The sequence below is a fragment of the Pseudomonas psychrophila HA-4 genome (genome assembly GCF_000282975.1).
Taxonomy (GTDB): Bacteria; Pseudomonadota; Gammaproteobacteria; order Pseudomonadales; family Pseudomonadaceae; genus Aquipseudomonas; species Aquipseudomonas psychrophila_A.
This window is the reverse complement of the sequence record NZ_ALJC01000077.1, coordinates 14,089-36,662: the sequence shown is the minus strand read 5'-3', so window position 1 is coordinate 36,662 and position 22,574 is coordinate 14,089. Positions and strand designations below refer to the sequence as shown.

General features: G+C 57.1%; 22 protein-coding genes. 11 read left to right on the top strand and 11 right to left on the bottom strand.

Features of this window, described 5'->3' with window-relative positions:
- Positions 1–64: 64 nt before the first annotated feature.
- Positions 65–307: a hypothetical protein gene (locus tag B347_RS0111095; protein WP_019409792.1), complete on the bottom strand. Its 243-nt coding sequence runs from the start codon at positions 305–307 to the stop codon at positions 65–67.
- 41 nt (positions 308–348) lie between these two features.
- Positions 349–678: a putative quinol monooxygenase gene (locus B347_RS0111090; RefSeq protein ID WP_019409791.1), complete on the bottom strand. Its 330-nt coding sequence runs from the start codon at positions 676–678 to the stop codon at positions 349–351.
- A 319-nt stretch (positions 679–997) separates the two neighbouring features.
- On the opposite strand from B347_RS0111090, the gene B347_RS0111085 reads away from it, so the two are divergent.
- Positions 998–1,927: an AraC family transcriptional regulator gene (locus B347_RS0111085; RefSeq protein WP_019409790.1), complete on the top strand. Its 930-nt coding sequence runs from the start codon at positions 998–1,000 to the stop codon at positions 1,925–1,927.
- A gap of 62 nt (positions 1,928–1,989) precedes the next feature.
- Here the strand turns inward: B347_RS0111085 and B347_RS0111080 are convergent, their stop codons facing one another.
- Positions 1,990–2,607 carry an NAD(P)-dependent oxidoreductase gene (locus tag B347_RS0111080; RefSeq protein WP_019409789.1) on the bottom strand — a complete coding sequence of 206 codons (618 nt, stop codon included), beginning with the start codon at positions 2,605–2,607 and terminating at the stop codon, positions 1,990–1,992.
- Positions 2,608–2,650: 43 nt separating this feature from the next.
- The gene (locus tag B347_RS0111075; protein ID WP_019409788.1) at positions 2,651–3,541 is read right to left on the bottom strand and encodes an MBL fold metallo-hydrolase; all 891 of its coding nucleotides are present in this window, start codon (positions 3,539–3,541) and stop codon (positions 2,651–2,653) included.
- Positions 3,542–3,646: 105 nt separating this feature from the next.
- Here B347_RS0111075 and B347_RS0111070 point away from each other — a divergent pair, with 105 nt between their 5' ends.
- Positions 3,647–4,555, top strand: coding sequence for a LysR family transcriptional regulator (locus B347_RS0111070; protein WP_026014116.1), 909 nt, complete (start codon positions 3,647–3,649; stop codon positions 4,553–4,555).
- A 28-nt stretch (positions 4,556–4,583) separates the two neighbouring features.
- Here the strand turns inward: B347_RS0111070 and B347_RS0111065 are convergent, their stop codons facing one another.
- Complete coding sequence (locus B347_RS0111065; RefSeq protein ID WP_019409786.1) at positions 4,584–5,477, bottom strand: helix-turn-helix domain-containing protein; 894 nt, start codon at positions 5,475–5,477, stop codon at positions 4,584–4,586.
- A 217-nt stretch (positions 5,478–5,694) separates the two neighbouring features.
- On the opposite strand from B347_RS0111065, the gene pobA reads away from it, so the two are divergent.
- Positions 5,695–6,879, top strand: a complete 1,185-nt coding sequence (pobA, locus tag B347_RS0111060) for a 4-hydroxybenzoate 3-monooxygenase (protein ID WP_019409785.1) — start codon at positions 5,695–5,697, stop codon at positions 6,877–6,879.
- A 59-nt stretch (positions 6,880–6,938) separates the two neighbouring features.
- Positions 6,939–8,456, top strand: coding sequence for an MDR family MFS transporter (locus B347_RS0111055; protein WP_019409784.1), 1,518 nt, complete (start codon positions 6,939–6,941; stop codon positions 8,454–8,456).
- A 42-nt stretch (positions 8,457–8,498) separates the two neighbouring features.
- Here B347_RS0111055 and B347_RS0111050 read toward each other — a convergent pair whose 3' ends face one another.
- The 3 genes from B347_RS0111050 to B347_RS0111040 all read right to left on the bottom strand — a co-directional run bounded on the left by B347_RS0111050 (position 8,499) and on the right by B347_RS0111040 (position 11,347).
- Positions 8,499–9,320: a hypothetical protein gene (locus B347_RS0111050; protein WP_019409783.1), complete on the bottom strand. Its 822-nt coding sequence runs from the start codon at positions 9,318–9,320 to the stop codon at positions 8,499–8,501.
- A gap of 85 nt (positions 9,321–9,405) precedes the next feature.
- Positions 9,406–10,401: an NAD-dependent epimerase/dehydratase family protein gene (locus B347_RS0111045; RefSeq protein ID WP_019409782.1), complete on the bottom strand. Its 996-nt coding sequence runs from the start codon at positions 10,399–10,401 to the stop codon at positions 9,406–9,408.
- Positions 10,402–10,453: 52 nt separating this feature from the next.
- Positions 10,454–11,347, bottom strand: coding sequence for a LysR family transcriptional regulator ArgP (locus tag B347_RS0111040; protein ID WP_019409781.1), 894 nt, complete (start codon positions 11,345–11,347; stop codon positions 10,454–10,456).
- A gap of 110 nt (positions 11,348–11,457) precedes the next feature.
- Between B347_RS0111040 and B347_RS0111035 the strand changes: the two genes are divergently transcribed.
- From B347_RS0111035 to B347_RS0111000, 7 genes are all read left to right on the top strand, one after another.
- A complete protein-coding gene (locus tag B347_RS0111035; RefSeq protein ID WP_019409780.1) occupies positions 11,458–12,060 on the top strand; it encodes a LysE/ArgO family amino acid transporter in 603 nt (200 codons plus the stop codon).
- Positions 12,061–12,305: 245 nt separating this feature from the next.
- A complete protein-coding gene (locus tag B347_RS0111030) occupies positions 12,306–12,902 on the top strand; it encodes a superoxide dismutase (RefSeq protein WP_019409779.1) in 597 nt (198 codons plus the stop codon).
- 260 nt (positions 12,903–13,162) lie between these two features.
- The gene (locus B347_RS0111020; protein ID WP_019409777.1) at positions 13,163–15,214 is read left to right on the top strand and encodes a putative bifunctional diguanylate cyclase/phosphodiesterase; all 2,052 of its coding nucleotides are present in this window, start codon (positions 13,163–13,165) and stop codon (positions 15,212–15,214) included.
- Positions 15,215–15,387: 173 nt separating this feature from the next.
- Complete coding sequence (locus B347_RS0111015) at positions 15,388–16,737, top strand: imelysin family protein (protein WP_019409776.1); 1,350 nt, start codon at positions 15,388–15,390, stop codon at positions 16,735–16,737.
- A gap of 463 nt (positions 16,738–17,200) precedes the next feature.
- Entirely contained in the window at positions 17,201–18,613 is a 1,413-nt protein-coding gene (locus B347_RS0111010) for a di-heme oxidoredictase family protein (protein WP_019409775.1), read from the top strand.
- Positions 18,614–18,639: 26 nt separating this feature from the next.
- Positions 18,640–19,704: an imelysin family protein gene (locus tag B347_RS0111005; protein WP_019409774.1), complete on the top strand. Its 1,065-nt coding sequence runs from the start codon at positions 18,640–18,642 to the stop codon at positions 19,702–19,704.
- Between the two features lie 14 nt (positions 19,705–19,718).
- Entirely contained in the window at positions 19,719–20,816 is a 1,098-nt protein-coding gene (locus B347_RS0111000) for a DUF1513 domain-containing protein (RefSeq protein ID WP_019409773.1), read from the top strand.
- A gap of 99 nt (positions 20,817–20,915) precedes the next feature.
- Here the strand turns inward: B347_RS0111000 and B347_RS0110995 are convergent, their stop codons facing one another.
- From B347_RS0110995 to B347_RS0110985, 3 genes are read right to left on the bottom strand one after another with little or no spacing between them, the layout of a single operon-like run.
- Positions 20,916–21,137, bottom strand: a complete 222-nt coding sequence (locus B347_RS0110995) for a hypothetical protein (protein WP_019409772.1) — start codon at positions 21,135–21,137, stop codon at positions 20,916–20,918.
- On the bottom strand, positions 21,137–21,853 hold the full coding sequence (locus tag B347_RS0110990) for a lipopolysaccharide kinase InaA family protein (protein ID WP_019409771.1): 717 nt from the start codon (positions 21,851–21,853) through the stop codon (positions 21,137–21,139). The genes B347_RS0110995 and B347_RS0110990 overlap by 1 nt, the downstream gene beginning before the upstream one ends.
- 3 nt (positions 21,854–21,856) lie before the next feature.
- Positions 21,857–22,537, bottom strand: coding sequence for a class I SAM-dependent methyltransferase (locus tag B347_RS0110985; RefSeq protein WP_019409770.1), 681 nt, complete (start codon positions 22,535–22,537; stop codon positions 21,857–21,859).
- Positions 22,538–22,574: the final 37 nt, after the last annotated feature.

Sequence of the window (22,574 nt, the reverse complement as noted above, 5' to 3'; positions counted from 1 at the left end):
CGGGCCGGCGGATTATTTCCAGCTCGGCCCTGAGGCGCTGTTCAAAATGCACCGCCCACGATGACTACCAAACCAGTTCACCGTCTTCAGTAACGTCTTGCAGGTTTTGCAATCGCTGCTGCGCTGCGGCATCGGCTGCCGTGGCGGTTGCAAAGGTCTGCTCAATCAGGACTTTATGAAAGCGCGGTGCTCCACCTTCGTACAAGGCTTTGACTGCAATCGCTGCGTTGTAAGCACCCGGAACACCCAGTTCTACCGGGACAACCGCCGATACCGCTTCAAATTGTGCAAATTCTTTACGCGCCATGCTTCACATTCCGGCCAGAGAAAAGACGGCATTCTACCCGCTTAACTGGCCTGCTTGTGCAGGTGGGCAGACGCGTGTTCGTTGAAAGTCTGAAAGTCCAGGCTGTCGACCATTTGCTGGTTGAGCAACACGCTGAAGACGTCCATCAACGGGGAATTGAAGTACGCCTGCATCGCAGGCTCACTCGCCCAGTAACCGGCGATGTGCCACAGCAACGGGTCACTGTCGCAATGCTGCAGGGCAAAGTGCAGGCAACCGGGCGTTAGCCGGGACGGCTCAATCAGTTGGTTCAAACAGGCGTGGACTTTCGCCGAACACCCGACGCGAGCGCGAACCAACGTCATATGACTGACAGCAGTGTGCTGGGGCATGAAGGCCTCCACAAAGGAAAGTGACATTGGGGGGGAGGTTCAAAGCTTAAGGCCCTGCGCCCGACGGCGTTAGTCGATTTCTGCCCCAGGCTTGCACGATTCTGCAAAACCTCGTCTTTACGCGTAGTCACCTTTGAGCAGACCGCACCACCCGCTAATCACGCTTTCGAGCAATACTCCACCTCTGTCACGCCACCGGCAGGCGCTTAACACATGGCTCTCGCAGGATCAGGCAAGACTGCGACAGAAATTGACTACCCCCTCGCCTTGCACAAAATTAAGCTGTGCCTACACCGCGTCTGTTATGAGGAAACGTCAAATGTCACTGCTGGAACCGCCGCGACCCGCGCTCGACCCCGCGCTTGAAAAACAGCGCGTGGAACTGGCCGACCTGATTTACCGGCATACCGGCGGCGAAGGCTCGTACGAAACGGGGGTTGAGGCACTGTTTGTGTCGCGCTACTGCCAACCCAGCGATTTTTCCCCCAGCCTGCCCAAGCCCGCGCTGTGCATCATGGCCCAGGGCCGTAAAGAGGTTCGCTTGGCAGACGAGTGCTTTGCCTACGACCCACTCAATTACCTGGTGGTTTCGGTGTCGATGCCCATCAGCGGGCGCGTGGTAGAGGTGTCTCCCGAGAAACCGATATTGGCCTTGCGCCTTGATATTGATCCGGCAGAAATCACCACCTTGCTCAATGACGCAGGCCCGATGGGCGTGCCTTCGCGACCTGCCGGGCGCGGGCTGTACGTTGAACCCATCGACCAATCGATGCTCGACGCCTTGTTGCGACTGACGCGGCTGCTCGACACGCCGAAAGACATCGCCATGCTCGCGCCACTCATTCGCCGCGAGATCTTGTATCGCCTGCTGCGCAGTCCCCAAGGTTATCGCTTGTATGAAATTGCGAGCGAGAACAGTCAAACCCACCGTGTCAGCCGTGCTATTTCGTGGCTCAACGGTAATTTCGAACAACCGCTGCGCATTGACAACTTGGCCCGTGAAGCCAACTTGAGCGTGTCGACGCTCCATCACAGGTTCAAGGCCGTGACTGCCATGAGTCCGTTGCAGTACCAAAAGCAATTGCGCCTTAACGAGGCCCGACGGCTGATGCTCAGTGAGGGGCTCGACGCTTCGGCGGCGGGTTATCGCGTGGGTTATGAAAGCCCTTCGCAATTCAGCCGCGAGTACAGCCGACAGTTTGGTGCGCCCCCGGTACGGGATCTGGCGCGCATGCGCCTGAGCTTATGACGCCAGTCGAAGGGCCTTCGGCCCTTATCGCAGCGTGCAGCGGCTACAACGTGAATGCTGGATCAATACCCCACGGTGAACCGCTGGCGCGAGTGCTTGGGCTGTTCAACTTCATCCAGCATCGCGATGGCGAAGTCCGCGAAGGTGATCCAGCTTTTGCCTTCGGCACTGACCAGCAGGTGGTCTTTGCCCAGACGGAAGGTGCCCGTGCGCTCGCCTTCGACAAACTCGGCTGATGGCGAAATAAAGGTCCAGTCCAAGTCCTTTTCGTTGCGCAGCGTGTCGAGGTACACGCCGCCCGCCGACGCTTCTGGCAGGTATTCTTTCGGGAAGCCTTTGCTGTCGATGACCTTGGTGTTATCCGGCAGTAATAGCGAACCCGCACCGCCCACAAACAGCAGGCGTTTCACCCCGGCCTTTTTCACCGGTTCGATGATCGCTTCAGGGTTGAGTGTCGAAAAATGCGCTGCGCTGAGTACCACGTCACTTCCCGCTACGGCCGCCTGCAACGCTTGGGGGTCGTTGACGTCAACATCCTGGGTCACAACACCCGCACGCTGACCGATTTTGGACGAAGCGTGACGGGCAATGGCGGTCACGTGATGACCACGACGCAGCGCTTCTTCCAGCAGTTGGCCACCCGCACGACCAGTGGCGCCGATAATTGCAATGTTGCTCATGATGTTCTCCTGTTGGATGGATTTCGTAGAGGTCCGCGTTAAATCACCACGTCATTTCGCCTTTTGCCACTTTGGCGCTCAGTTCCAGCGAAGACTCTTCACCCACATTCGGGTAACGTTTTTTCATCGCTGTGATCAGCTCATCCGAGTTCTTGGCCTTGAGGGTTTCTTCATCAAATGCCTTGATGTAATCGCGAGTGAAGGTCACTGAGCTCAATGAATAATCGTTTGCGCCTAGGTAATGCCCTGGCACGACAATAGTCGGTTGCAGGCTGGTGATGCGTTTCAAGGTGCCCACCCATTGCCGGTGCGACTGCGGGGTCTGGGTATCGGCCATCCACACGTGCAGGTTATCGGCCACGACCACGCCACCGACCACCGCTTTAAGCGATGGAATCCAGACAAAGGTGCGTTCCGGCTGCCGACTAGTCAGCCCGACGACATCCAGTTCATGGCCTTCAAGCTCCAAGGTGTTGCCTTTCATGGCATGCGGCACGATTAACCGGCTCGGCACATCGCTGCCCATTTTCGGCCCCCAAAACGCCAGCTTGGCGTCTTTGGTCTGGTTGATGTGCTCAACCGTCGGAGCCGTGGCCAGCACATTGGCATCAGGAAAGGCCTTGGTCAGGGTGTCGAGGCCAAAGTAGTAGTCGGGGTCGCCGTGGCTAATGTAGATGGTGGTCAGGTGCTTGCCGCTGGCGCGGATTTTTTCGACCAGTTGCTGGGCCTGAGACTTGCCAAACTGCGCATCCACCAGAATCGCGTCTTTCTCGCCACTGACCAACACTGACGACACCGGAAAAATCGCCTCGCTGCCTGGGTTGTAGACATCCAAGGTCAAGGGTGCCGGTGCCGGGGCCGCCGCCGCATGCGCAGCGAAGCCCACAGCGACAGCACTGAGGCAAAAACGGCGAAGAGTAGAAAATACGGTCATGGATACGTCCTGTGGCTGGGTCAGCGATGGACAGAGCTTAGTCGCACAATAGGCGACAAAAAATGCGATGCTCCGACATAGTTTGTTTCAGTAATCGGGCAAATCATGGATCGTCTTATCGCAATGCGGGTATTTGTCACGGTAGTGGACCTGGGTAGCCAGTCAGCGGCAGCCGACCAACTGGACTTATCACGCCCCGTGGTGTCACGTTATTTGGCAGAACTCGAAGAGTGGGTAGGCGCGCGTTTGATGCATCGCACCACGCGCAAACTGAGCCTGACCGCCGCAGGCAATGAAACCCTGCCCCGCTGTCGGCAGTTACTGGAACTGGCAGACGACATGCAAGCCGCCGTGAGCGTGCCCGCTGATGCGCCGCGAGGGCTATTGCGTATCAGCGTCAGCACCTCGTTCGGGCAGGCGCAGTTGGCCGCCGCCGTCACCGAGTACGTGCGGCGCTACCCCGACGTAAGCATCGACCTGCAAATGCTCGACCGCACAGTGAATTTGGTGGATGAGCGCATCGACCTAGCGATTCGCACCAGCAACGACTTGGACCCAAGCTTGATCGCTCGCAAGCTGACCGTTTGCCGCTCGGTGCTATGCGCAACCCCCTTGTATTTACGCGCACATCCGGCGCCGCAGCAGGTCGATGATCTCAGCCAGCACAACTGCCTGAGCCATTCTTACTACGGCAAAAGTCTGTGGCATTTCACGGCTCATGGCGAAGTGGTTTCAGTGCCAGTGCAGGGCAATATCAGCGCCAACGAAGCCAGCACGCTGCTCAGCGCCACGCTAGCGGGTGCGGGGATTTCGCTGTTGCCCACCTATCTGGCCGGGTGCCACGTGCGCAGCGGTGAGTTGGTGCGCCTACTGCCTAACGCTGAACCGTTGGCGATGAATATTTATGCGGTGTACGCCTCGCGCAAGCACATGCCTGCGACGTTGCGCAGCATGCTCGACTTTCTTGCGGAGCGTTTTACTGAGGAACCTGCTTGGGACAAACGCGCTGTTTAGCGCTCTCAAGAAAGGATCCTTTAGAGCATCAAACCGGGTTGACGCTGTCAGTCCGGTCTGTTCGAAATCCACTGGGCGAGGTGCCCGTCAGGCGCCGGAAGAACCGTGCAAAATACGCCGGGTCGACGAACCCTAGACTATCGGCCACTTCGCTGACACTCATGGGTGTGTAGATCAAATGACGCTTGGCCTCCAACAACAGCCGCTGATGCATAATCTGCAAGGCCGACTGCCCTGCCAGCTCGCGGCAAATGCTGTTGAGGTGAGCCACCGAAATCCCCACCCGATGTGCCAACTGCTCGACGCTGGGCTGTTCGTGAAACAGCGCTTCGACCTGCTGATTGAACAGGTTCAGGTACTCACGCCCGCGTTGTGGTATCTGCCGGGCTTCACGGCGCTGAATAACCTGACGCGTGACCCACACCAACAGCACACTTATCAGCGATTTCAGGAGCATATCGCGAGCGGGCTGCGCGCTCACATATTCACTTTGCAACGCGCTGAACAAGCTGTTGAGGTAGTTCCTATCCTTGCCCGCCGGGTAGCTGGCAACCCGTTGCAGGGCGCTCATTGAGCCACCTAACTGCGCTTGTAACTGAGCCACCAGTGGCGCGGCCAGGGTCAGAACAAAACCTTCAACGTTCGGCGAAAACTGAAATCCGTGCACACACAGCGGCGGGATCACCTGAATCGCCGATGGCGCCAGTTCATGGAATTGGCCTTCAATTTCGACCCGCGCCCGGCCTTTGTGCACGTACAGCAACTGGCACAAATCAGCATGCCGGTGGGGGCGTATTTCCCAGTCATGAACACGGCTACGCAGTGAAATGGTCTCGCAGTGCAGCAGGTCGGGGCTGAGCCAGTCTTGCTGTTCGCCGTACAGTTTGAACACTGGGATAGAAACAGGAGCAGAGGCGGTCATGGGGCACAACCTGTCGAGATCGCAATGGGCCGATAATCGCACTGATTGGTGAAAAGTACCGGTAATGGCGCATTTATCACCTTCATTTGCCTCGCTCGCAAGCGAAAAATACAGGCACAAATTATAAAAACCATTTCGTCCTTTAGCGAGCGCGCTCCTACCAGAGATTGCATGACGTTATTAAGCGAACGGACGAAGCTTGCGAGAGAGAACAACAATGAAAACTCAAGTCGCTATTATCGGAGCTGGCCCTTCAGGGTTGCTGCTCGGCCAACTGCTGCACAATGCAGGGATTGATAACGTCATTCTCGAGCGCCAGTCCGGCGACTACGTGCTCGGTCGAATTCGCGCCGGAGTGCTGGAACAAGGCATGGTTGACCTGCTGCGTCAGGCCGGTGTCAGCCAGCGCATGGACGAGGAAGGTTTGGTACACGATGGCTTTGAGTTGGCACTCGATGACCGCCAGGTACATATCGACCTCAAGGGGCTGACCGGCGGCAAAAGCGTGATGGTGTATGGCCAGACTGAAGTCACCCGCGACCTAATGGCCGCCCGCGAGAGCGCCGGGGTTCAAACGCTGTACAACGCCAGCAACGTGCAACCACACGGCATGAAAACCGATGCGCCTTACGTGACCTTCGAAAAGGACGGCGAAACTTGGCGTCTGGACTGCGATTACATCGCCGGTTGCGATGGCTTTCACGGCGTAGCGCGTCAGTCTATTCCCAGCGATGTGCTAAAAGTCTTTGAGCGCGTCTACCCGTTTGGCTGGCTCGGGGTGTTGGCCGACACGCCGCCGGTCAACGATGAGCTGGTGTACGCCAAACATGAGCGCGGCTTTGCCCTGTGCAGCCAGCGCTCCGCCACCCGCAGCCGCTATTACTTGCAAGTGCCCGTCGAAGAGAAGGTTGAGGACTGGTCGGATCAACGTTTCTGGGACGAACTGAAGCTCCGTCTGCCCACTCCCTTGTCCGAGCGACTGGTAACCGGTCCATCGATTGAGAAAAGCATCGCGCCTCTGCGCAGTTTTGTCGTCGAACCCATGCAGTTCGGGCGTCTGTTTCTGGTCGGTGACGCGGCGCACATCGTACCGCCCACGGGCGCCAAGGGCTTGAATCTGGCAGCCAGCGATGTCAGCACACTGTTCAACATCTTGCTAAAGGTCTACACCGAGGGCCGTACCGATTTGCTCGAGCGCTACTCCGAGGTGTGCCTGCGGCGTATCTGGAAAGCCGAGCGATTTTCGTGGTGGATGACCTCGATGCTGCACCGTTTTGCGGACAGCGACGATTTTAGCCAGCGTATTACCGACAGCGAACTGGCGTATTTCCTCGACTCTGAGGCCGGGCGCACAACCATTGCAGAAAATTACGTCGGCCTCCCTTACGAAGCTATCGAATAGCAGGCTATCGAGTACACTTCGGGCATCCGCCACACGTTCGATGCCCGCAGGTGTATTTTGTGACCAGCCTGAACCCGCCTCCACACGCTAAACCCGCCATTCGCAGCATCCTCGTCGCCCTAATGCTGGCGATTTTTCTGGGGGCGCTGGACCAAACCATTGTTGCCGTCTCGATTCCCGCCATCTCTGCGCAGTTCAAGGATGTCAGCCAACTGGCATGGGTGATTTCCGGCTACATGGTGGCCATGACCGTGGCGGTACCGATCTACGGCAAGCTCGGCGACTTGTATGGCCGCAGGCGCCTGATGCTGTTTGGCATGGCTCTGTTTACCCTGGCCTCGATATTTTGCGGGCTCGCGCAGAATATGGAACAACTGGTATTGGCGCGAATTCTTCAGGGAATTGGCGCCGGCGGGATGATTTCAGTCAGTCAGGCGATCATCGGTGACATCGTGCCGCCGCGCGAACGCGGACGCTATCAGGGCTATTTCAGCAGCATGTACGCGGTGGCCAGTGTCGCCGGGCCGGTGCTGGGCGGCTACATGACCGAATACTTGTCGTGGCGGTGGGTGTTTTTGATCAACCTGCCGCTGGGACTGGTGTCGTTGTGGATCGCGCATCGCACATTGGTCGGGCTACCTGTCCCACAACGTAAACCGATTATTGACTACCTTGGCACCGTGCTGATGATTGTGGGGCTGACCTCATTGCTGCTGGGTATCACCTTTATTGGCCAGGGCCAGAGCTGGCGCGACGATCAGGTACTGAGCCTGATGGCGACTGCACTGGTCGCACTGGTGCTGTTTGTCTGGCATGAGCGCCGCACCCCAGAACCATTGCTGCCGATGCACCTGTTCGCCAATCGCAACGCAGTGCTGTGTTGGTGCACCATTTTCTTCACCAGCTTCCAGGCCATTTCGCTGATCGTGTTAATGCCGCTGCGTTACCAAAGCATCACCGGCGCCGGCGCAGACAGCGCGGCCCTGCACTTGCTGCCATTGGCCATGGGGTTGCCCATGGGCGCCTACTTTGCTGGGCGCATGACCTCCGTGACCGGGTATTACAAACCCATGATTTTGAGTGGAGCGGTGCTGATGCCGCTCTCCATTGCCGGCATGGCCTTAAGCCCACCGAGCGCCGAGCTATTGAGTGGCGTGTTTATGCTGCTCAGCGGGATCGCGGCAGGGATGCAGTTTCCGACGTCCCTGGTGGGCGCGCAGAACTCAGTGGAGCAACACGATATTGGCGTCGCTACCAGCACCACTAACCTGTTTCGCTCGCTGGGCGGCGCGGTGGGCGTGGCGCTGATGTCGGCCTTGTTGCTCGCGTTGCTGCATGATTCGTTGCTGACGCCAGCGGTGGGCCAGCCGCTGCTGGGTGAAGGCAGTTCGGGCAATGTGTTGCTGGACGGACTCAACGCTGTGCAAGGCCCGGCGCTGGATAACCTGCGCAGTGAACTGCTGATGACCTTCCGCAACTTGCTGCTGGTCAGTGCCGCGATCTCACTGCTGGGCCTCTGCGCGGCGATCACCATGCCGAATAAGGTACTGCGTGGGCGCGGGGATAAAGCGCAGTAATTGCCTATCCCTGCTTGCGCCTACAAGGGGTGCGCAATCGGGTTAGGGTCGGCCGCTGATTTGCTTTTGTAGGTTCTGGATCTGGCTTTGCAAGGTGGTGAGGTTGCGTGTCATTTGGGCGCGGAACACGTCAAATTCTGCGGTGCTGGCGCCTTGTGACGGCGCTGGGCGGTTTTCAAGCTGGCTTTTGAGCACGATCATGTCTTGTTCCAAGCTCGCCACCGCAGCGCTCGGATTGCCCTGTTTTTTTAAGGTGGTCACGTCTGCGGCTTGTTGTGCGACGGCGGCTTTGAGGGTGGCCAACTCAGTGCTCATAGCTTTGAGGTCTGTCTCAAACCGGGTCTGGTTTTCTTTCTGCGCGGTCACTTGCAGCAACATCGCGGCGTTGATTTGCTCGAATCGCTGGTCCAGGTCGCCTTGCTGCCCAGCCACCAAACCTTGCTGGTGTTTGCCCTGCTCCAAAAGTTGCTCTTCAAGTTGCTTGATCTGCAACTTCAAGGCTTCGCTGTCATTGTTAATACTCGACTCACTGGCCACAACCTTGCCTGAGATTGCCTGCAGACGCCCCGCCGCTTCTTCGCTGATGCGCGCAAAGCTTTCTTGCGTTGCCACCAACTGTTGTTCCATCAAGGAAATCTGCTGAAAGCTCCACCAGGCCAACCCGCCAACCGCGACCAGCAAGGCCAAGATCAACGCCCACAATGGCCCCGTGCTCGGGCCTTTAACCTTGATCACCGGCGTATTACGTGAGTACACCGTGGTGCGCTCGCGCGCGCCACTGGTCGAGGCCGGGTCATCATGGTCATCCGCATTGGCACGCAGGGTCGGAACATTGTCGAAGTCGTCACGAGCATCGTTACGCATGGAAAAACGTCCTTAAAAGAGCAGCAAGCGATCAGCTAAAAGCCGCAAGCTTAAAGCATGGGGCCTCAAACTTGCAGCTTGGCGCTTAAAGCTTGCCACTGCTTATCTTCCACCAACCGCAAAACTCGTCCAGCGCTGCCCACAGGCTAACTTTGGGATCGTAGTCGAGGTAATGTCGGGCGCGGCTGATGTCGAGAGTGAAGTCTTTGTCCATCACCTGCACCCCTAAACGCGAGAGTGTCGGCTCAGGCTGGCCCGGCCACACTTTGCACGCGGCCTCACTGAGTGCGCCCACACTATAGGCCATGCCGTAGCCCCGATAGCGGGTGACTTGCGGCACATTCATCTGGCGCATGACGTAGTTGACCACGTCCCACAACGGGATCGGCGTGCCATTGCTGATGTTATAGGCCTTGCCCAAGGCCGAGCCGCTCACCAGTACGCTGCTCATCAGCGCTTCGTTAAGGTTCTGCATGCTGGTGAAGTCGACCTTGTTCAGGCCGTTGCCAATGATCGCCAATCGGCCTTTGCGTTGCTGCTTCAACAACCGCGGGAAGAGGCTCATGTCACCTGCCCCGGTCACAAAACGTGGTCGCAAAGCGATTACTTCAAGACCGAACTCCTGAGCCCCGAAAACCTTTTGCTCGGCCAAAAATTGGGTCTCAGCATAAGGGTGCTTGAAACGCTTGGGCACATCGTCCTCAGTCAGCCCGAGGTGCGGGCGTCCGTCGAAGTAAAGCGAAGCGGATGACAAGTGGACCAGACGCCGCACCCGCTGTTTCAAGCAGGCTTCAACGACGTTCTCGGTGACGAGTACGTTGTCACGAAAGAAATCCTGATAACGCCCCCAGGCGCCGACATGCCCTGCGCAATGCACCACGACATCGACATCGACGCACAGGTCACGCACCAGCAGGCCATCGGTCAAATCGCCCTGGATAAACTCAGCACCACGTCGCACTAGGTGTTCAACCCCTTCAGCCCGACGTCCGCTGACCCGTACGTCAAAGCCCTGCTCCAAGGCAAAACGCGCAAAGCGTCCGCCAATAAAGCCGCTCGCGCCGGTGACCAGAATCTTCATCAATTGCTCCAAATGCTGTAATTCTTGTTGCCTGCTGTTTAAACGCTATTTGTCAGGCCAAAGGCACTAACCAGCGAGATGCCGAACGCGATAAATGCGCCGTCAGTTGCTCCAGCAGTTGTCCGCCATTGCGCCAATGATGCCAGTACAATGGCACGTCGATCGGTTTATCTGGCAAAAGCTCCAGCAATGCCCCGCTGGCCAACTGCTCGCGTACTTGTAGCTCTGGCACCAGCCCCCACCCCAGACCAGCTTCAGTCAGGCGAATAAAGCCCTCTGATGACGGACACAAATGGTGTTCGAACCCGCCGTCTACGCCCAGTGCTGCCAGGTAGCGATGTTGCAGAAAATCATCTGGACCGAACACCAGCGCAGGGGTTTTAGGCAATCGCTCAGCGCTCACGCCAGCGGGAAAGTGCCGGGCAATAAAGCCGGGGCTCGCCAACGCGCGGTAACGCATCGCGCCCAATAATACGCTGCGCGCTCCCGCCACCGGGCGTTCGCTGGCGCACAGGCAAGCGGCGACTTCTCCGGCGCGCATGCGTTTTAAGCCAACGGTCTGGTCTTCCACCACCAGATCCAGCAACAGGTGCTGGTCGGCGCAAAAGTCGCCGACAGCCTGCGCCCACCACGTGGCCAGGCTGTCGGCATTCAACGCAATGCGCAGCCGCTCGGGCAGGCCTTCGTCATCAAGGGCGGGCACAGCACTTTGCAGGTCGCGCTCAAGCAGACGCACTTGTTGCACATGGTTGAGCAAGCGCCGACCAATATCGGTTGGACTCGGCGGCGTGGCACGTACCAGAACCGGCTGACCGACGCGGGCTTCCAGCAGTTTGATGCGCTGCGAAATAGCCGACTGTGATAAACCCAGCACCTGCGCCGCACGCTCAAAACCGGCCTGTTCTACCACGGCGGCGAGGGCGGAAAGTAATTTATAGTCGAACATCAGTTTTCCTAATGGGCGATCAGCAATATTGGTTTTTCTTATACAGCCATGGACCCGACAATAGCCAGCAACAACCCTCTCTTGCGTAAGCAGTTCGACGAGTAATTCCTATGTGGCAAAGCTACCTTAATGGCCTGTTGGTCGCGTTCGGTCTGATAATGGCCATCGGCACCCAAAACGCTTTTGTACTGGCGCAAAGCCTGCGCCGTGAACATCACCTGCCAGTGGCGGCCTTTTGTGTGGTTTGCGATGCGTTGCTGGTGGCTGCCGGGGTATTCGGCCTAGCTACGATTTTGGCGCAAAACCCGGTCTTGCTGGGCATCGCCCGCTGGGGCGGAGCGGTGTTTTTGCTGTGGTACGGCACTCAGGCTTTACGCCGGGCATTTTCGGCGTCAAGCCTAGAACAGTCGGCCGGCCAAACCGCACGTTCACTTAAGGCCGTGATGCTAAGTGCGCTGGCGGTGACGTTGCTCAACCCACACGTATATCTCGATACGGTGTTGCTGATTGGTTCACTCGGCGCACAACAAAGTGTGCCCGGCGCTTATGTGGTGGGAGCGGCCAGTGCTTCGCTGGTGTGGTTTTTCACCCTAGCGCTCGGCGCTGCATGGCTGGCGCCGTGGCTTGCCCGCCCCGGCACCTGGCGCCTGCTGGACCTGCTGGTGGCGGTGATGATGTATGCGGTGGCGGTGCAATTGATTGTGGCTGGCTAATTGACTGCAAGATCACGGCCTGCGGCAGCTCCAAACGTGAGCACTTTTGCATCATTGAAATAATCTAGTTTTTGAATCAATCGCGCTGAAACGTCTATTCCACACAGTTGTCGCGTGGTTAAGGCGCAACCCCGGTGCTATGATCCAGCGCTTGCGCCGCAAAGAGTACAAACTCCCCGGCGCGTGTTTGGCCGCCCGTGATCGGCCTTGCGCTCATCGCAACTGACCTGATTAGGAGAATCATCATGGCTTTCGAATTGCCGCCGCTGCCGTACGCACACGATGCCTTGCAGCCGCACATCTCCAAAGAAACCCTGGAGTTTCACCACGACAAGCACCACAACACCTATGTCGTGAACCTGAACAACTTGGTGCCAGGCACCGAGTTCGAAGGCAAAACCCTGGAAGAGATCGTCAAGACCTCTTCGGGCGGTATCTTCAACAACGCCGCTCAAGTGTGGAACCACACGTTCTACTGGAACTGCCTGTCGCCAAACGGCGGCGGCGAGCCTACCGGCGCTCTGGCTGATGCCATCAACGCTGCTTTCGGCTCGTTCGACAAGTTCAAAGAAGAGTTCAGCAAAACCTCTATCGGCACCTTTGGCTCCGGCTGGGGCTGGCTGGTGAAGAAGGCTGACGGTTCCCTGGCCCTGGCCAGCACCATCGGCGCTGGCAACCCGCTGACCAGCGGCGACACTCCGCTGCTGACCTGCGACGTTTGGGAACACGCTTACTACATCGACTACCGCAACGTACGTCCGAAGTATGTTGAGGCGTTCTGGAACATCGTTAACTGGACGTTCGTTGCAGAGCAGTTCGAAGGCAAAGCTTTCACTGCCTGAATCTGACTTCAGTTAAAAAAACCCGGCGCTGCCGGGTTTTTTTTTTGCTAAATCAAAAGTCACGTTGGGGCGCTCATCAGCAGCAGCGCCAGCTAAGATCAACAAACAGGTTTTTTTCATTCAATGGCTCAAGTTCACAAACCCATGGACCGACATAGTAGCCAGTGTTGAAGCCCCCCCTGATAGCACCCCTTAAAAGGTGCAATGATTACGCAGCCCTAAGACCACAAGCATCTCGGCAAGAAACAAGGAATAGCCCTTTGAAGCTGGAACTCAAGAACAGCTTGTCGATCAAGTTACTCCGAATCGTGCTGCTATCAGCACTGGCCGTGGGAGGCATTCTGGGTTGCGCGCAAATTGTGTTCGATGCCTACATCACACGGCAAGCCGTCACGGAAGATGCCGACCGTATCCTCAACATGTTTCGCGACCCGTCCACTCAGGCGCTATACAGCCTGGACAGCGGAATGGCGATGCAAGTGATTGAGGGGCTGTTTCAGGACAAGGCCATTCGTCACGCGTCAATCGGACACCCCAACGAGCCGGTGCTCGCTGAAAAATCCAGGGGCTTGCAAGAGACGTCCAGCCGCTGGCTGACCGACCTCATTCTGGGCAAGGAGCGCACCTTCAGCACAGCACTGAAGGGTAGCGGGCCGTACAAAGAGTATTACGGCGACCTGAACATTACCCTCGACACCGCCACCTACGGCAAAAGCTTCTTGACCAACGCAGGGGCCTTACTGCTCTCTGGTGTGCTGCGTGCCCTGCTGATGAGCTTGGTGCTGTATCTGATTTATCACTGGCTGCTGACCAAGCCCTTATCGAAAATGATCCAGCACCTGACCAGCATCAACCCGGATCACCCCAGCGAGCATTTAATCCCGCAACTCAAGGGCCATGAAAAGAACGAACTGGGGGTGTGGGTCAACACCGCCAACCAGTTACTGGCCTCGATTGAGCGCAATACCCATTTGCGCCACGAAGCCGAAAACTCCTTGCTGCGCATGGCCCAGTACGATTTTTTGACGGGTCTGCCCAACCGTCAGCAATTGCAAGCCCAACTCGGCAAAATCCTGACTGATGCCGGCCGTTCACAACGCCGCGTGGCCGTACTGTGTGTTGGGCTGGATGACTTCAAAGGCGTCAACGAGCAATTTGGTTATCAGACGGGCGACCAACTATTACAGGCGCTGACCGACCGGATCCGCGCCCACAGCGGCAGTTTGGGGGCGTTGGCACGTTTGGGGGGCGACCAGTTTGCGCTGGTCCAGGCGCATATCGAGCAGCCTTACGAGGCTGCCGAACTGGCGCAAAGCATTCTTGATGACCTTGAAACGGTGTTCAGCGTGGAGCAGCAAAACATCCGCTTGCGCGCCACCATCGGTATCACGCTGTTTCCGGAAGATGGCGACACCTCCGAGCAATTGCTGCAAAAAGCTGAGCAAACCATGACCTTGGCCAAAAACCGCTCGCGCAGCCGTTATCAGTTTTACATCGCCAGCGTGGACCGTGAAATGCGCCGCCGACGCGAGCTGGAAAAAGACCTTCGCGAGGCCTTGCGCGGTAATCAGTTGTACCTCGTCTATCAACCGCAGATTCGTTACAGCGACCATCGTGTGGTCGGGGTCGAAGCGCTGTTGCGCTGGCAGCACCCTGAACACGGCATGATCCCCCCGGACCTGTTTATCCCCCTGGCCGAGAAAAACGACACCATCATTACCCTCGGCGAATGGGTACTGGACCAGGCCTGCAACCAACTACGCGAATGGCACGACCAGGGTTTCATTGAATTGCGCATGGCAGTCAACTTGTCCACGGTGCAGTTACACCACGCGGAGTTGCCTCGGGTGGTGAACAACCTGCTACAGGTGTATCGCTTACCGCCGGGCAGCCTGGAACTGGAAGTGACCGAAACCAGCCTCATGGAAGACATCAGCACCGCCGCCCAGCATTTGTTGAGCCTGCGCCGCTCGGGCGCACTGATCGCCATTGATGACTTCGGTACCGGTTATTCATCGCTGAGCTATCTCAAAAGCTTGCCACTGGACAAAATCAAGATCGACAAAAGCTTCGTACAAGACCTGATTGACGATGACGACGATGCCACCATCGTGCGCGCCATCATTCAGCTGGGCAAAAGCTTGGGCATGCAGGTGATTGCTGAGGGTGTAGAAACAGTCGAACAAGAAGCCTATGTGATCGGCGAAGGCTGCCATGAAGGCCAGGGTTATCTGTACAGCAAGCCCCTAGGCGCACGGGAATTGAGCGCTTATTTGAAACAGGCGCAGCGCAACAACACACTTAATGTGTAATTTTGTATTTCATGATTTCCACATGTGCTGCGAGAGATAAGGCATCGCTGCGAAGTAAATAGGAAATATTTACAACACTAACCCTTTACACAAAATGCAAATCTTTCGCATCATGTCGCACGTTTTGCGTGCTATTGCACGCTTGTCCCACCTCTCGAAGCAGGATTTTCGCCATGATTCGTATGCCCCTGGCCACCGCCAGTCTGCTGGCCATTGCTATTTCACTCGCCGGTTGTGGCGACAAAGACAAAGAAAAAACAGCCGCAGCAGCCCCTACGCCAGCAGCAGCGACCACGCCTGCCACGCCAGCCACTGACGTGACGGCAGCCAAAGTCGACGAAGCAGCCGCCAAGGCCGTTGTCGCGCATTACGCCAACATGGTCCACGCCGTGTACAGCGACGCCGAATCCACCGCAAAAAAACTGCAAACCGCGATCGATGCGTTCTTGGCCAAGCCAAACGACGACACCCTGAAAGCTGCTCGCGCTGCCTGGGTTGAGGCGCGCGTACCTTACCTGCAAAGTGAAGTGTTCCGTTTCGGCAACACGATCATTGATGACTGGGAAGGCCAAGTGAACGCCTGGCCGCTAGACGAAGGCCTGATCGACTACGTTGACGCCAACTATGCGGGCGCACTAGGCAACCCGGGTGCCAACGCCAACATCATCGCCAACACCCAGATCCAGGTCGGCGAAGACAAAATTGACGTGACCGAAATCACCCCAGAAACCCTGGCCAGCCTGAATGAGCTGGGCGGTTCCGAAGCCAACGTGGCTACCGGCTACCACGCCATTGAATTCCTGCTGTGGGGCCAGGACCTGAACGGTACAGGCCCAGGCGCGGGCAACCGCCCTGCCTCTGACTACCTAGAAGGTGAAGGCGCAACAGGCGGCCACAACGACCGCCGCCGTGCCTACCTTAAAGCCGTGACCCAACTGCTGGTCAACGACCTCGACGAAATGGTCGGTAACTGGGCACCAAATGACCCGCAAAACTACCGCGCCACTCTGGAAGCCGAACCCGTACAGAACGGTTTGCGCAAAATGTTCTTCGGCATGGGCAGCCTGTCGTTGGGCGAACTGGCAGGCGAGCGCATGAAAGTGTCGCTGGAAGCCAACTCCCCTGAAGACGAGCAAGACTGCTTCAGCGACAACACCCACAACTCGCACTTCTACGATGCCAAAGGCATTCGCAACGTATACCTAGGTGAATACGTACGGGCTGACGGCACCAAAATGACCGGCCCAAGCCTGTCATCCTTGGTCGTGGTTGTAGACCCGGCCACTGACACCACACTGAAATCCGACTTGGCTGACACCGAAGCCAAGATCCAGGTCATGGTTGACCTCGCCAACAAGGGCGAGCACTACGACCAGTTGATCGCTGCCGGTAACGAAGCGGGCAACCAAGTGGTGCGTGACGCCATCGCGGCACTGGTCAAGCAGACTGGCGCTATCGAACAAGCGGCTGGCAAGCTGGGCATCAGCGACCTGAACCCGGACAACGCCGATCACGAGTTCTGATTAGCGGCGTTTGAGTGAGTGATATGTGAGGCGGCCTTCGGGCCGCTTTATTGTGTGCGGTCTGAAGTCGCTGCCTAACGTCAGTCGAACGACTATCCGGTAGAAGCGAGCTTGCTCGCGATCTCTTGATCTTGGTTTGGTTGGGTTTAGCTCTACGCTGCATGCCAAAAAACACTCAGATCAATCAATACACTAACGGGCGGAGTGCCACTTGCTACAGGCAAACTTTAGCTTCCCAAAATTCTAAGCGTCGAAAAATCATTTCTAGCAAAAATATATTTTTCAAATGCCGCCGGAGGATGCAGACACTAAAAACCCCACGGATCTGTCTGGCATTTATAAGCACGCTCACTCTCATGACTTTGGCTGCCACAGATCAAACCAAACGCTAATCCCTCTTATTTCAATTCACCTTCCCTGATAAACTTTCGCCCTCGATTTTGCTGACTGATCTGGACGTTTGATGCCCTCGCTGCCTCTTCGCCTATCTCTGCTGCTGGCCTTAGGCCTTGCCGGCTGTGATGACGCGCCGCGCTTTACTCAACCTGAGCCCGGCGAAGCCCGCTCTGGCGGGGCCACCACGGTGCGTAAAACGGATCAAAATGCTTTTTCTATGCCCTCCGCCAATCTCTCGCCCACCCGGCGTCTGGATTTCAGTGTTGGTAACAGCTTTTTTCGCAGCCCATGGGTGATTGCGCCTTCTACCACGACTGCGCGCGATGGCTTAGGGCCGTTATTCAATACCAATGCTTGTCAGAACTGCCATATCAAGGACGGCCGCGGCCATCCACCGGCGCCAAACGCCAAGAACTCGGTGTCTATGTTGGTGCGACTGTCGATTCCCAATGAACCCACTTACGCCACGTTGATCGAGCAAACGGGGGTCGTCCCAGAGCCTGTTTACGGCGGCCAGCTGCAAGACATGGCGGTGCCCGGTGTCGCTCCAGAAGGCAAAGTTCGGGTCGATTACGAACCGGTGTCGGTACGTTTTAAAGACGGTACAGAAGTCGAACTGCGCAAACCCACACTCCAGATCACGCAGTTGGGCTATGGCCCTATGCACCCTGCTACCCGTTTCTCGGCACGCATTGCGCCGCCAATGATTGGGCTGGGATTGCTTGAAGCCATCCCCGAGGAGGCGATTCTTAAGAATGCCAACCAGGGCGGAGGGATCAACGGACGCCCGAATCAGGTGTGGGATGACGCTCAGCAAAAGACTGTTTTAGGCCGATTTGGCTGGAAAGCAGGCCAACCGAACCTCAATCAACAAAATGTTCACGCCTTTTCTGGTGATATGGGGCTCACCACCAGCCTGAGGCCGTTTGATGATTGCACGTCTGCACAAACCGACTGCTTGGCAGCGCCCAACGGCAATGGCCCTGATGGCGAACCCGAGGTCAGTGACAACATTTTGCGCCTCGTCGAGTTTTACACCCGTAACCTCGCTGTGCCCGCTCGCCGCGATGTCGGTTCACCGCAAGTGTTGGCCGGTAAGAATCTGTTCTATCAGGCCGGTTGCGTGTCGTGCCATACGCCGACGTTCACCACGTCGCCCACTGCGGCCGAACCCGAACTGGCCAATCAGGTCATTCATCCTTACAGCGACCTGCTGTTACACGACATGGGCCCGGGCCTTGCCGATAACCGTACCGAGTTCGCCGCGTCAGGCAGCGATTGGCGCACGCCGCCTTTGTGGGGCATCGGTTTGACTCAGGCGGTGAGTGGTCACACCCAGTTTCTGCACGATGGTCGTGCACGCAACCTGCTCGAAGCCGTGCTGTGGCATGGCGGTGAGGCCGAGTCGGCCAAGCAGCAGGTTTTACAATTCAATGCCGAGCAGCGCGCTGCGTTGCTGGCGTTCCTGAACTCTCTTTAACGCCTTACAAGATCGGGGACCCCGACATGTTTCGACCCAAACTTCTGTTCACCAGCCTTGCCGCGATTGCCTTGGCCGCCTGCTCGCCACAAGACCCGCAAGCCGTTACCTCGGCCGCTATCGCCAAACAGGTGATCCTGCCGACCTACAGCCGCTGGGTTGAAGCTGACCGCCAGTTGGCGGTCAGCGCACTCGCGTACTGCGAAGGCAAAGAATCGCTCGACACCGCTCGCGCTGACTTCTTGCACGCACAAAAGGCTTGGGCCGAGTTGCAGCCGTTGCTGATTGGGCCATTGGCCGAAGGCAATCGCTCGTGGCAAGTACAGTTCTGGCCAGACAAAAAGAACTTGGTCGGGCGTCAGGTTGAGCAGTTGGTCGTAGCCCAGCCGCAGATCGATGCCGCTGGGCTGGCCAAGTCCAGCGTGGTGGTGCAAGGCTTGTCGGCTTACGAATACATTCTTTTCGACAGCAATATCGACCTAGCCGACACGGCACAAAAAGCCCGCTATTGCCCTCTGCTGACGGCGATTGGCGAACGTCAAAAACAACTGGCCGAAGACATTTTGGCGAGCTGGAACAGCACTGACGGCATGCTGGCGCAGATGACCAAGTTCCCGAACCAGCGTTATGCGGACTCTCACGAAGCCATTGCTGACCTGCTGCGTGTACAAGTAACCGCACTCGACACCCTGAAGAAGAAGCTCGGCACGCCCATGGGCCGTCAGAGCAAAGGCATTCCACAGCCCTTCCAGGCCGACGCATGGCGCAGTCAGGGCTCGCTGCAAAGCCTGGCGGCCAGCCTCGCGGCCGCTCAGACCGTATGGGTCGGGGTCGACAACAAAGGCTTGCGTGGCCTGTTGCCCGCCGAGCAAAAGCCGCTGGCTGACAAGATCGATGCCGCGTACGCCGCCTCGCTCAAACTGTTCAACGACAACTCGCGCACGCTCAACGAATTGTTGGCTGACGACGCTGGCCGCGCTCAGTTAGATGCCATCTACGACAGCCTTAACGTGGTTCACCGTCTGCACGAAGGCGAACTGGCCAAGGCGCTGGGTATTCAACTGGGCTTTAACGCCAACGACGGCGATTAATGAAGGATGGTTCGATGATGCGCAGGCAAGCTCTCAAGCTCGGCGGTTTATTGCTGAGCGCAGTGACGCTGGGCGGTTGGTCGCTGTTTAAACCCAAAGGCCAAAGTCCGCTGCTGCTCAGTGCCCGCGACGATGTGGACGGCAAACACTTTGCCGTCGGCTATCGACTGGATGGCACCCAAGTGTTCAGTACTCAAGTCGGCCAGCGCTGCCACGACATCATCAACCACCCAACACTGCCTGTTGCGTTGTTTGTGGCGCGACGTCCCGGCACTGAGAGCTACTTGATCAGCCTCAGGGACGGGCAACTGCTGCAAACCCTGACGTCGCTACCCAACCGGCATTTTTATGGCCATGCGGTGATTCATAAAGACGGCGAATGGCTATACACCACCGAGAATGACACCACCGACCCGGGCCGTGGCTTGCTGGGGGTGTACCGCTTTGAAGGCGAACGCCTAGTTCACAGCGGCGAAATCCCCACTCATGGCGTGGGCCCGCATCAAGTGTCATGGATGCCCGATGGCGAAACACTGGTGGTGGCCAACGGTGGTATTCGCACGGAGGCCGAAAGCCGGGTTGAAATGAACCTCAACGCGATGGAGCCTAGTTTGGTGCTGATGCAGCGTGACGGTACGTTGCTGAGCAAGGAAACATTGAGCCAGCAGATGAACAGCGTGCGCCACCTAGGGATCGCCAGCGACGGCACCATCGTTGCCTGCCAGCAATTTATGGGCGATGCCCATGAGTTGTCCGAGTTACTGGCGATCAAGCGCCCTGGCCAGCCATTTGAACCGTTTCCAGTGGCCGAGCAACAACTGCGTGCCATGGGGCATTACACGGCCAGTGTCGCGGTACACAGCGAGCTGCGGCTGGTAGCCTTGACGGCGCCACGGGGTAACCGATTTTTTGTGTGGGACTTGGACAGCGGCGCAGTGCGTCTGGATGCACCTTTGCCAGACTGCGCAGGCGTGGGCGCAGTGAAAGACGGGTTTGTGGTGACGTCCGGCCAAGGCCGTTGCCGGTTCTACGATTGCCGTCAGAGTGAGTTGGTAGCTAAGCCTTTGGGGTTGCCGTCGGGGCTTTGGGATAATCATCTACACGTTGTGTAGAGCCGCAAGCTTCAAGCTATAAGCTTCAAGTTAAAAGCAAGAGCATCGGTGCCAACACGGCTTGTTTTTAACTTGTAACTTGCCGCTTGCTGGTTGCCGCTAAGGCCTTAAGCCCTGCTTCATCCCATACATAAACAGCAACAGTTCCTGATCGGGTTTTGCTTCAGCGACAACTTTGGCCACACGTGGAATAGGGCAATGCGCACCCGTGGCCGTTGCACTCAGTACTTGTGTCACTGGCGGTTGCCAGGCAGCCATTGCCACGGAGGCAACGACCAGAGAGCCCAGCAAAAACAAACTTCGTGCTACTTCTCGCTTCATCACCGTAACCCTTTGATGGTGCTGCCAAACACCTTTTCATAAAAGTAGTTCAGTTTGGTCCAGTCGTCAGTGTTCCACGACGAGTGGCGGCGTAGCTGTTTCAAGTCATGCGAGGCGGCCTTGGAGGCCGTCAGTCGTTGCCGGCTTTTTTCAAAGTCCAACAGGGCTACTTCTACCTGAGCACTTTCACCCTTGCCTGTCACTCGAACAAATACATGCTTGGCATACAGACAACCATGTTGCCAGCGCCCTAGGTGCATGCGCGCCAAGGTGGCGGCAATGGTTTCAAGCACGCGATCATGGAGCGCCTCACCATGAGCTTCACGCTCACCGGCAGCGTACCAATTGTCTATTTCAATAAAACGTTCCAGCGCAGCGGTCACTAACAATGCCCGCCATTGTTTCTCGGGCCCTTGCTGAGCCCCGCAGTACACCAGTTCAGGCACGCCAACCGATAGACGGTTCATGGCGAGCAGCGCATCTTGCTCGCGCAATACCGTTGGGCGACCCAGCGGGTAGCGCCAACTGCGATAGGTGTGTTCGACCTGACGTTTGACATACAGCGTGCGCCCTTTGGCATCGTGGATGCGTTGTACGCCACTCTCACCACCGCGACGCTGATTTGGCTCCTCAACCCACTCGCCTTGTTGCTGCCAGTAGAAATCAAAACGGTCTTCAGTTGCGGGTTGGTGTGGCGACACAGAATCAACGGCCATGCATTACCTCTTACGTAATATATAAACCCGCCACATCGAATAGAGCGGGAGAAAATCCAGATGCTCCTGAACAGTAAAACCAGCCTTTTTAAACTCGGCTTCAACGGTAGCCGCCTGTAACACAAAGCGATTTTGGTAACCATCCGGCCCGGCATCCGCAGTGCGCTGACTCTCAAGTCGCTTGCGTTTCCAGGCTTTAACGTTGCCATCAACCCACAATGAAACAATTACGCTGTCTCGGCTGACCCGATGAAACTCCTTAAGCAGAGCCATCCGGTGGCTTGCATCACCAATGTGATGCAGCAGACGCATGCAAAAAATGCTGTCTACGGCGTTGTCTGCAAGGTCTATGTCAAATGCAGATGTTTGCAAGCACCTTACGCGTTTCACCACATCAGCAGGCTGAGCGATCGACGCCACCTCAAGCATGGACGCCGAATTATCTGCACCGATGATTCCCCGGTTTGGATGTTCAGCCAACAGCGGCCAAAACCGCCCCGCCCCACAGGGTAGGTCTAAAACTAGACCAGGTTCGCCCACCAGTGCCAAAGCTTTACGCGCCAGTTGTACATCGCGTTTATGCGAGAGGCGCCGAGCAAGCCCGTCCTGGTGTTTAAGCAAATATTCAGTCGCATGTTGCTGGTTATATTTTTCAGAAAATTTAAGTTTGATGGTGGTGCTCATGACGAGTCTCCTGAAGCAAGTAAGCGCCACCTTAAAC

Excerpts from the sequence above, each read along its gene's own strand:
- B347_RS0110995 (WP_019409772.1), bottom strand. The coding sequence starts at position 21,137 with ATGAAGCGAGAAGTAGCACGAAGTTTGTTTTTGCTGGGCTCTCTGGTC.
- B347_RS0111045 (WP_019409782.1), bottom strand. The coding sequence starts at position 10,401 with ATGAAGATTCTGGTCACCGGCGCGAGCGGCTTTATTGGCGGACGCTTT.
- B347_RS0111050 (WP_019409783.1), bottom strand. The coding sequence starts at position 9,320 with ATGCGTAACGATGCTCGTGACGACTTCGACAATGTTCCGACCCTGCGT.
- B347_RS0111095 (WP_019409792.1), bottom strand. The coding sequence starts at position 307 with ATGGCGCGTAAAGAATTTGCACAATTTGAAGCGGTATCGGCGGTTGTC.
- B347_RS0111015 (WP_019409776.1), top strand. The coding sequence starts at position 15,388 with ATGATTCGTATGCCCCTGGCCACCGCCAGTCTGCTGGCCATTGCTATT.
- B347_RS0111075 (WP_019409788.1), bottom strand. The coding sequence starts at position 3,541 with ATGACCGTATTTTCTACTCTTCGCCGTTTTTGCCTCAGTGCTGTCGCT.
- B347_RS0111040 (WP_019409781.1), bottom strand. The coding sequence starts at position 11,347 with ATGTTCGACTATAAATTACTTTCCGCCCTCGCCGCCGTGGTAGAACAG.
- B347_RS0110990 (WP_019409771.1), bottom strand. The coding sequence starts at position 21,853 with ATGGCCGTTGATTCTGTGTCGCCACACCAACCCGCAACTGAAGACCGT.
- B347_RS0111065 (WP_019409786.1), bottom strand. The coding sequence starts at position 5,477 with ATGACCGCCTCTGCTCCTGTTTCTATCCCAGTGTTCAAACTGTACGGC.
- B347_RS0110985 (WP_019409770.1), bottom strand. The coding sequence starts at position 22,537 with ATGAGCACCACCATCAAACTTAAATTTTCTGAAAAATATAACCAGCAA.
- B347_RS0111030 (WP_019409779.1), top strand. The coding sequence starts at position 12,306 with ATGGCTTTCGAATTGCCGCCGCTGCCGTACGCACACGATGCCTTGCAG.
- B347_RS0111000 (WP_019409773.1), top strand. The coding sequence starts at position 19,719 with ATGATGCGCAGGCAAGCTCTCAAGCTCGGCGGTTTATTGCTGAGCGCA.
- B347_RS0111080 (WP_019409789.1), bottom strand. The coding sequence starts at position 2,607 with ATGAGCAACATTGCAATTATCGGCGCCACTGGTCGTGCGGGTGGCCAA.
- B347_RS0111070 (WP_026014116.1), top strand. The coding sequence starts at position 3,647 with ATGGATCGTCTTATCGCAATGCGGGTATTTGTCACGGTAGTGGACCTG.
- B347_RS0111085 (WP_019409790.1), top strand. The coding sequence starts at position 998 with ATGTCACTGCTGGAACCGCCGCGACCCGCGCTCGACCCCGCGCTTGAA.
- B347_RS0111010 (WP_019409775.1), top strand. The coding sequence starts at position 17,201 with ATGCCCTCGCTGCCTCTTCGCCTATCTCTGCTGCTGGCCTTAGGCCTT.
- B347_RS0111035 (WP_019409780.1), top strand. The coding sequence starts at position 11,458 with ATGTGGCAAAGCTACCTTAATGGCCTGTTGGTCGCGTTCGGTCTGATA.
- B347_RS0111090 (WP_019409791.1), bottom strand. The coding sequence starts at position 678 with ATGCCCCAGCACACTGCTGTCAGTCATATGACGTTGGTTCGCGCTCGC.
- B347_RS0111005 (WP_019409774.1), top strand. The coding sequence starts at position 18,640 with ATGTTTCGACCCAAACTTCTGTTCACCAGCCTTGCCGCGATTGCCTTG.
- pobA (WP_019409785.1), top strand. The coding sequence starts at position 5,695 with ATGAAAACTCAAGTCGCTATTATCGGAGCTGGCCCTTCAGGGTTGCTG.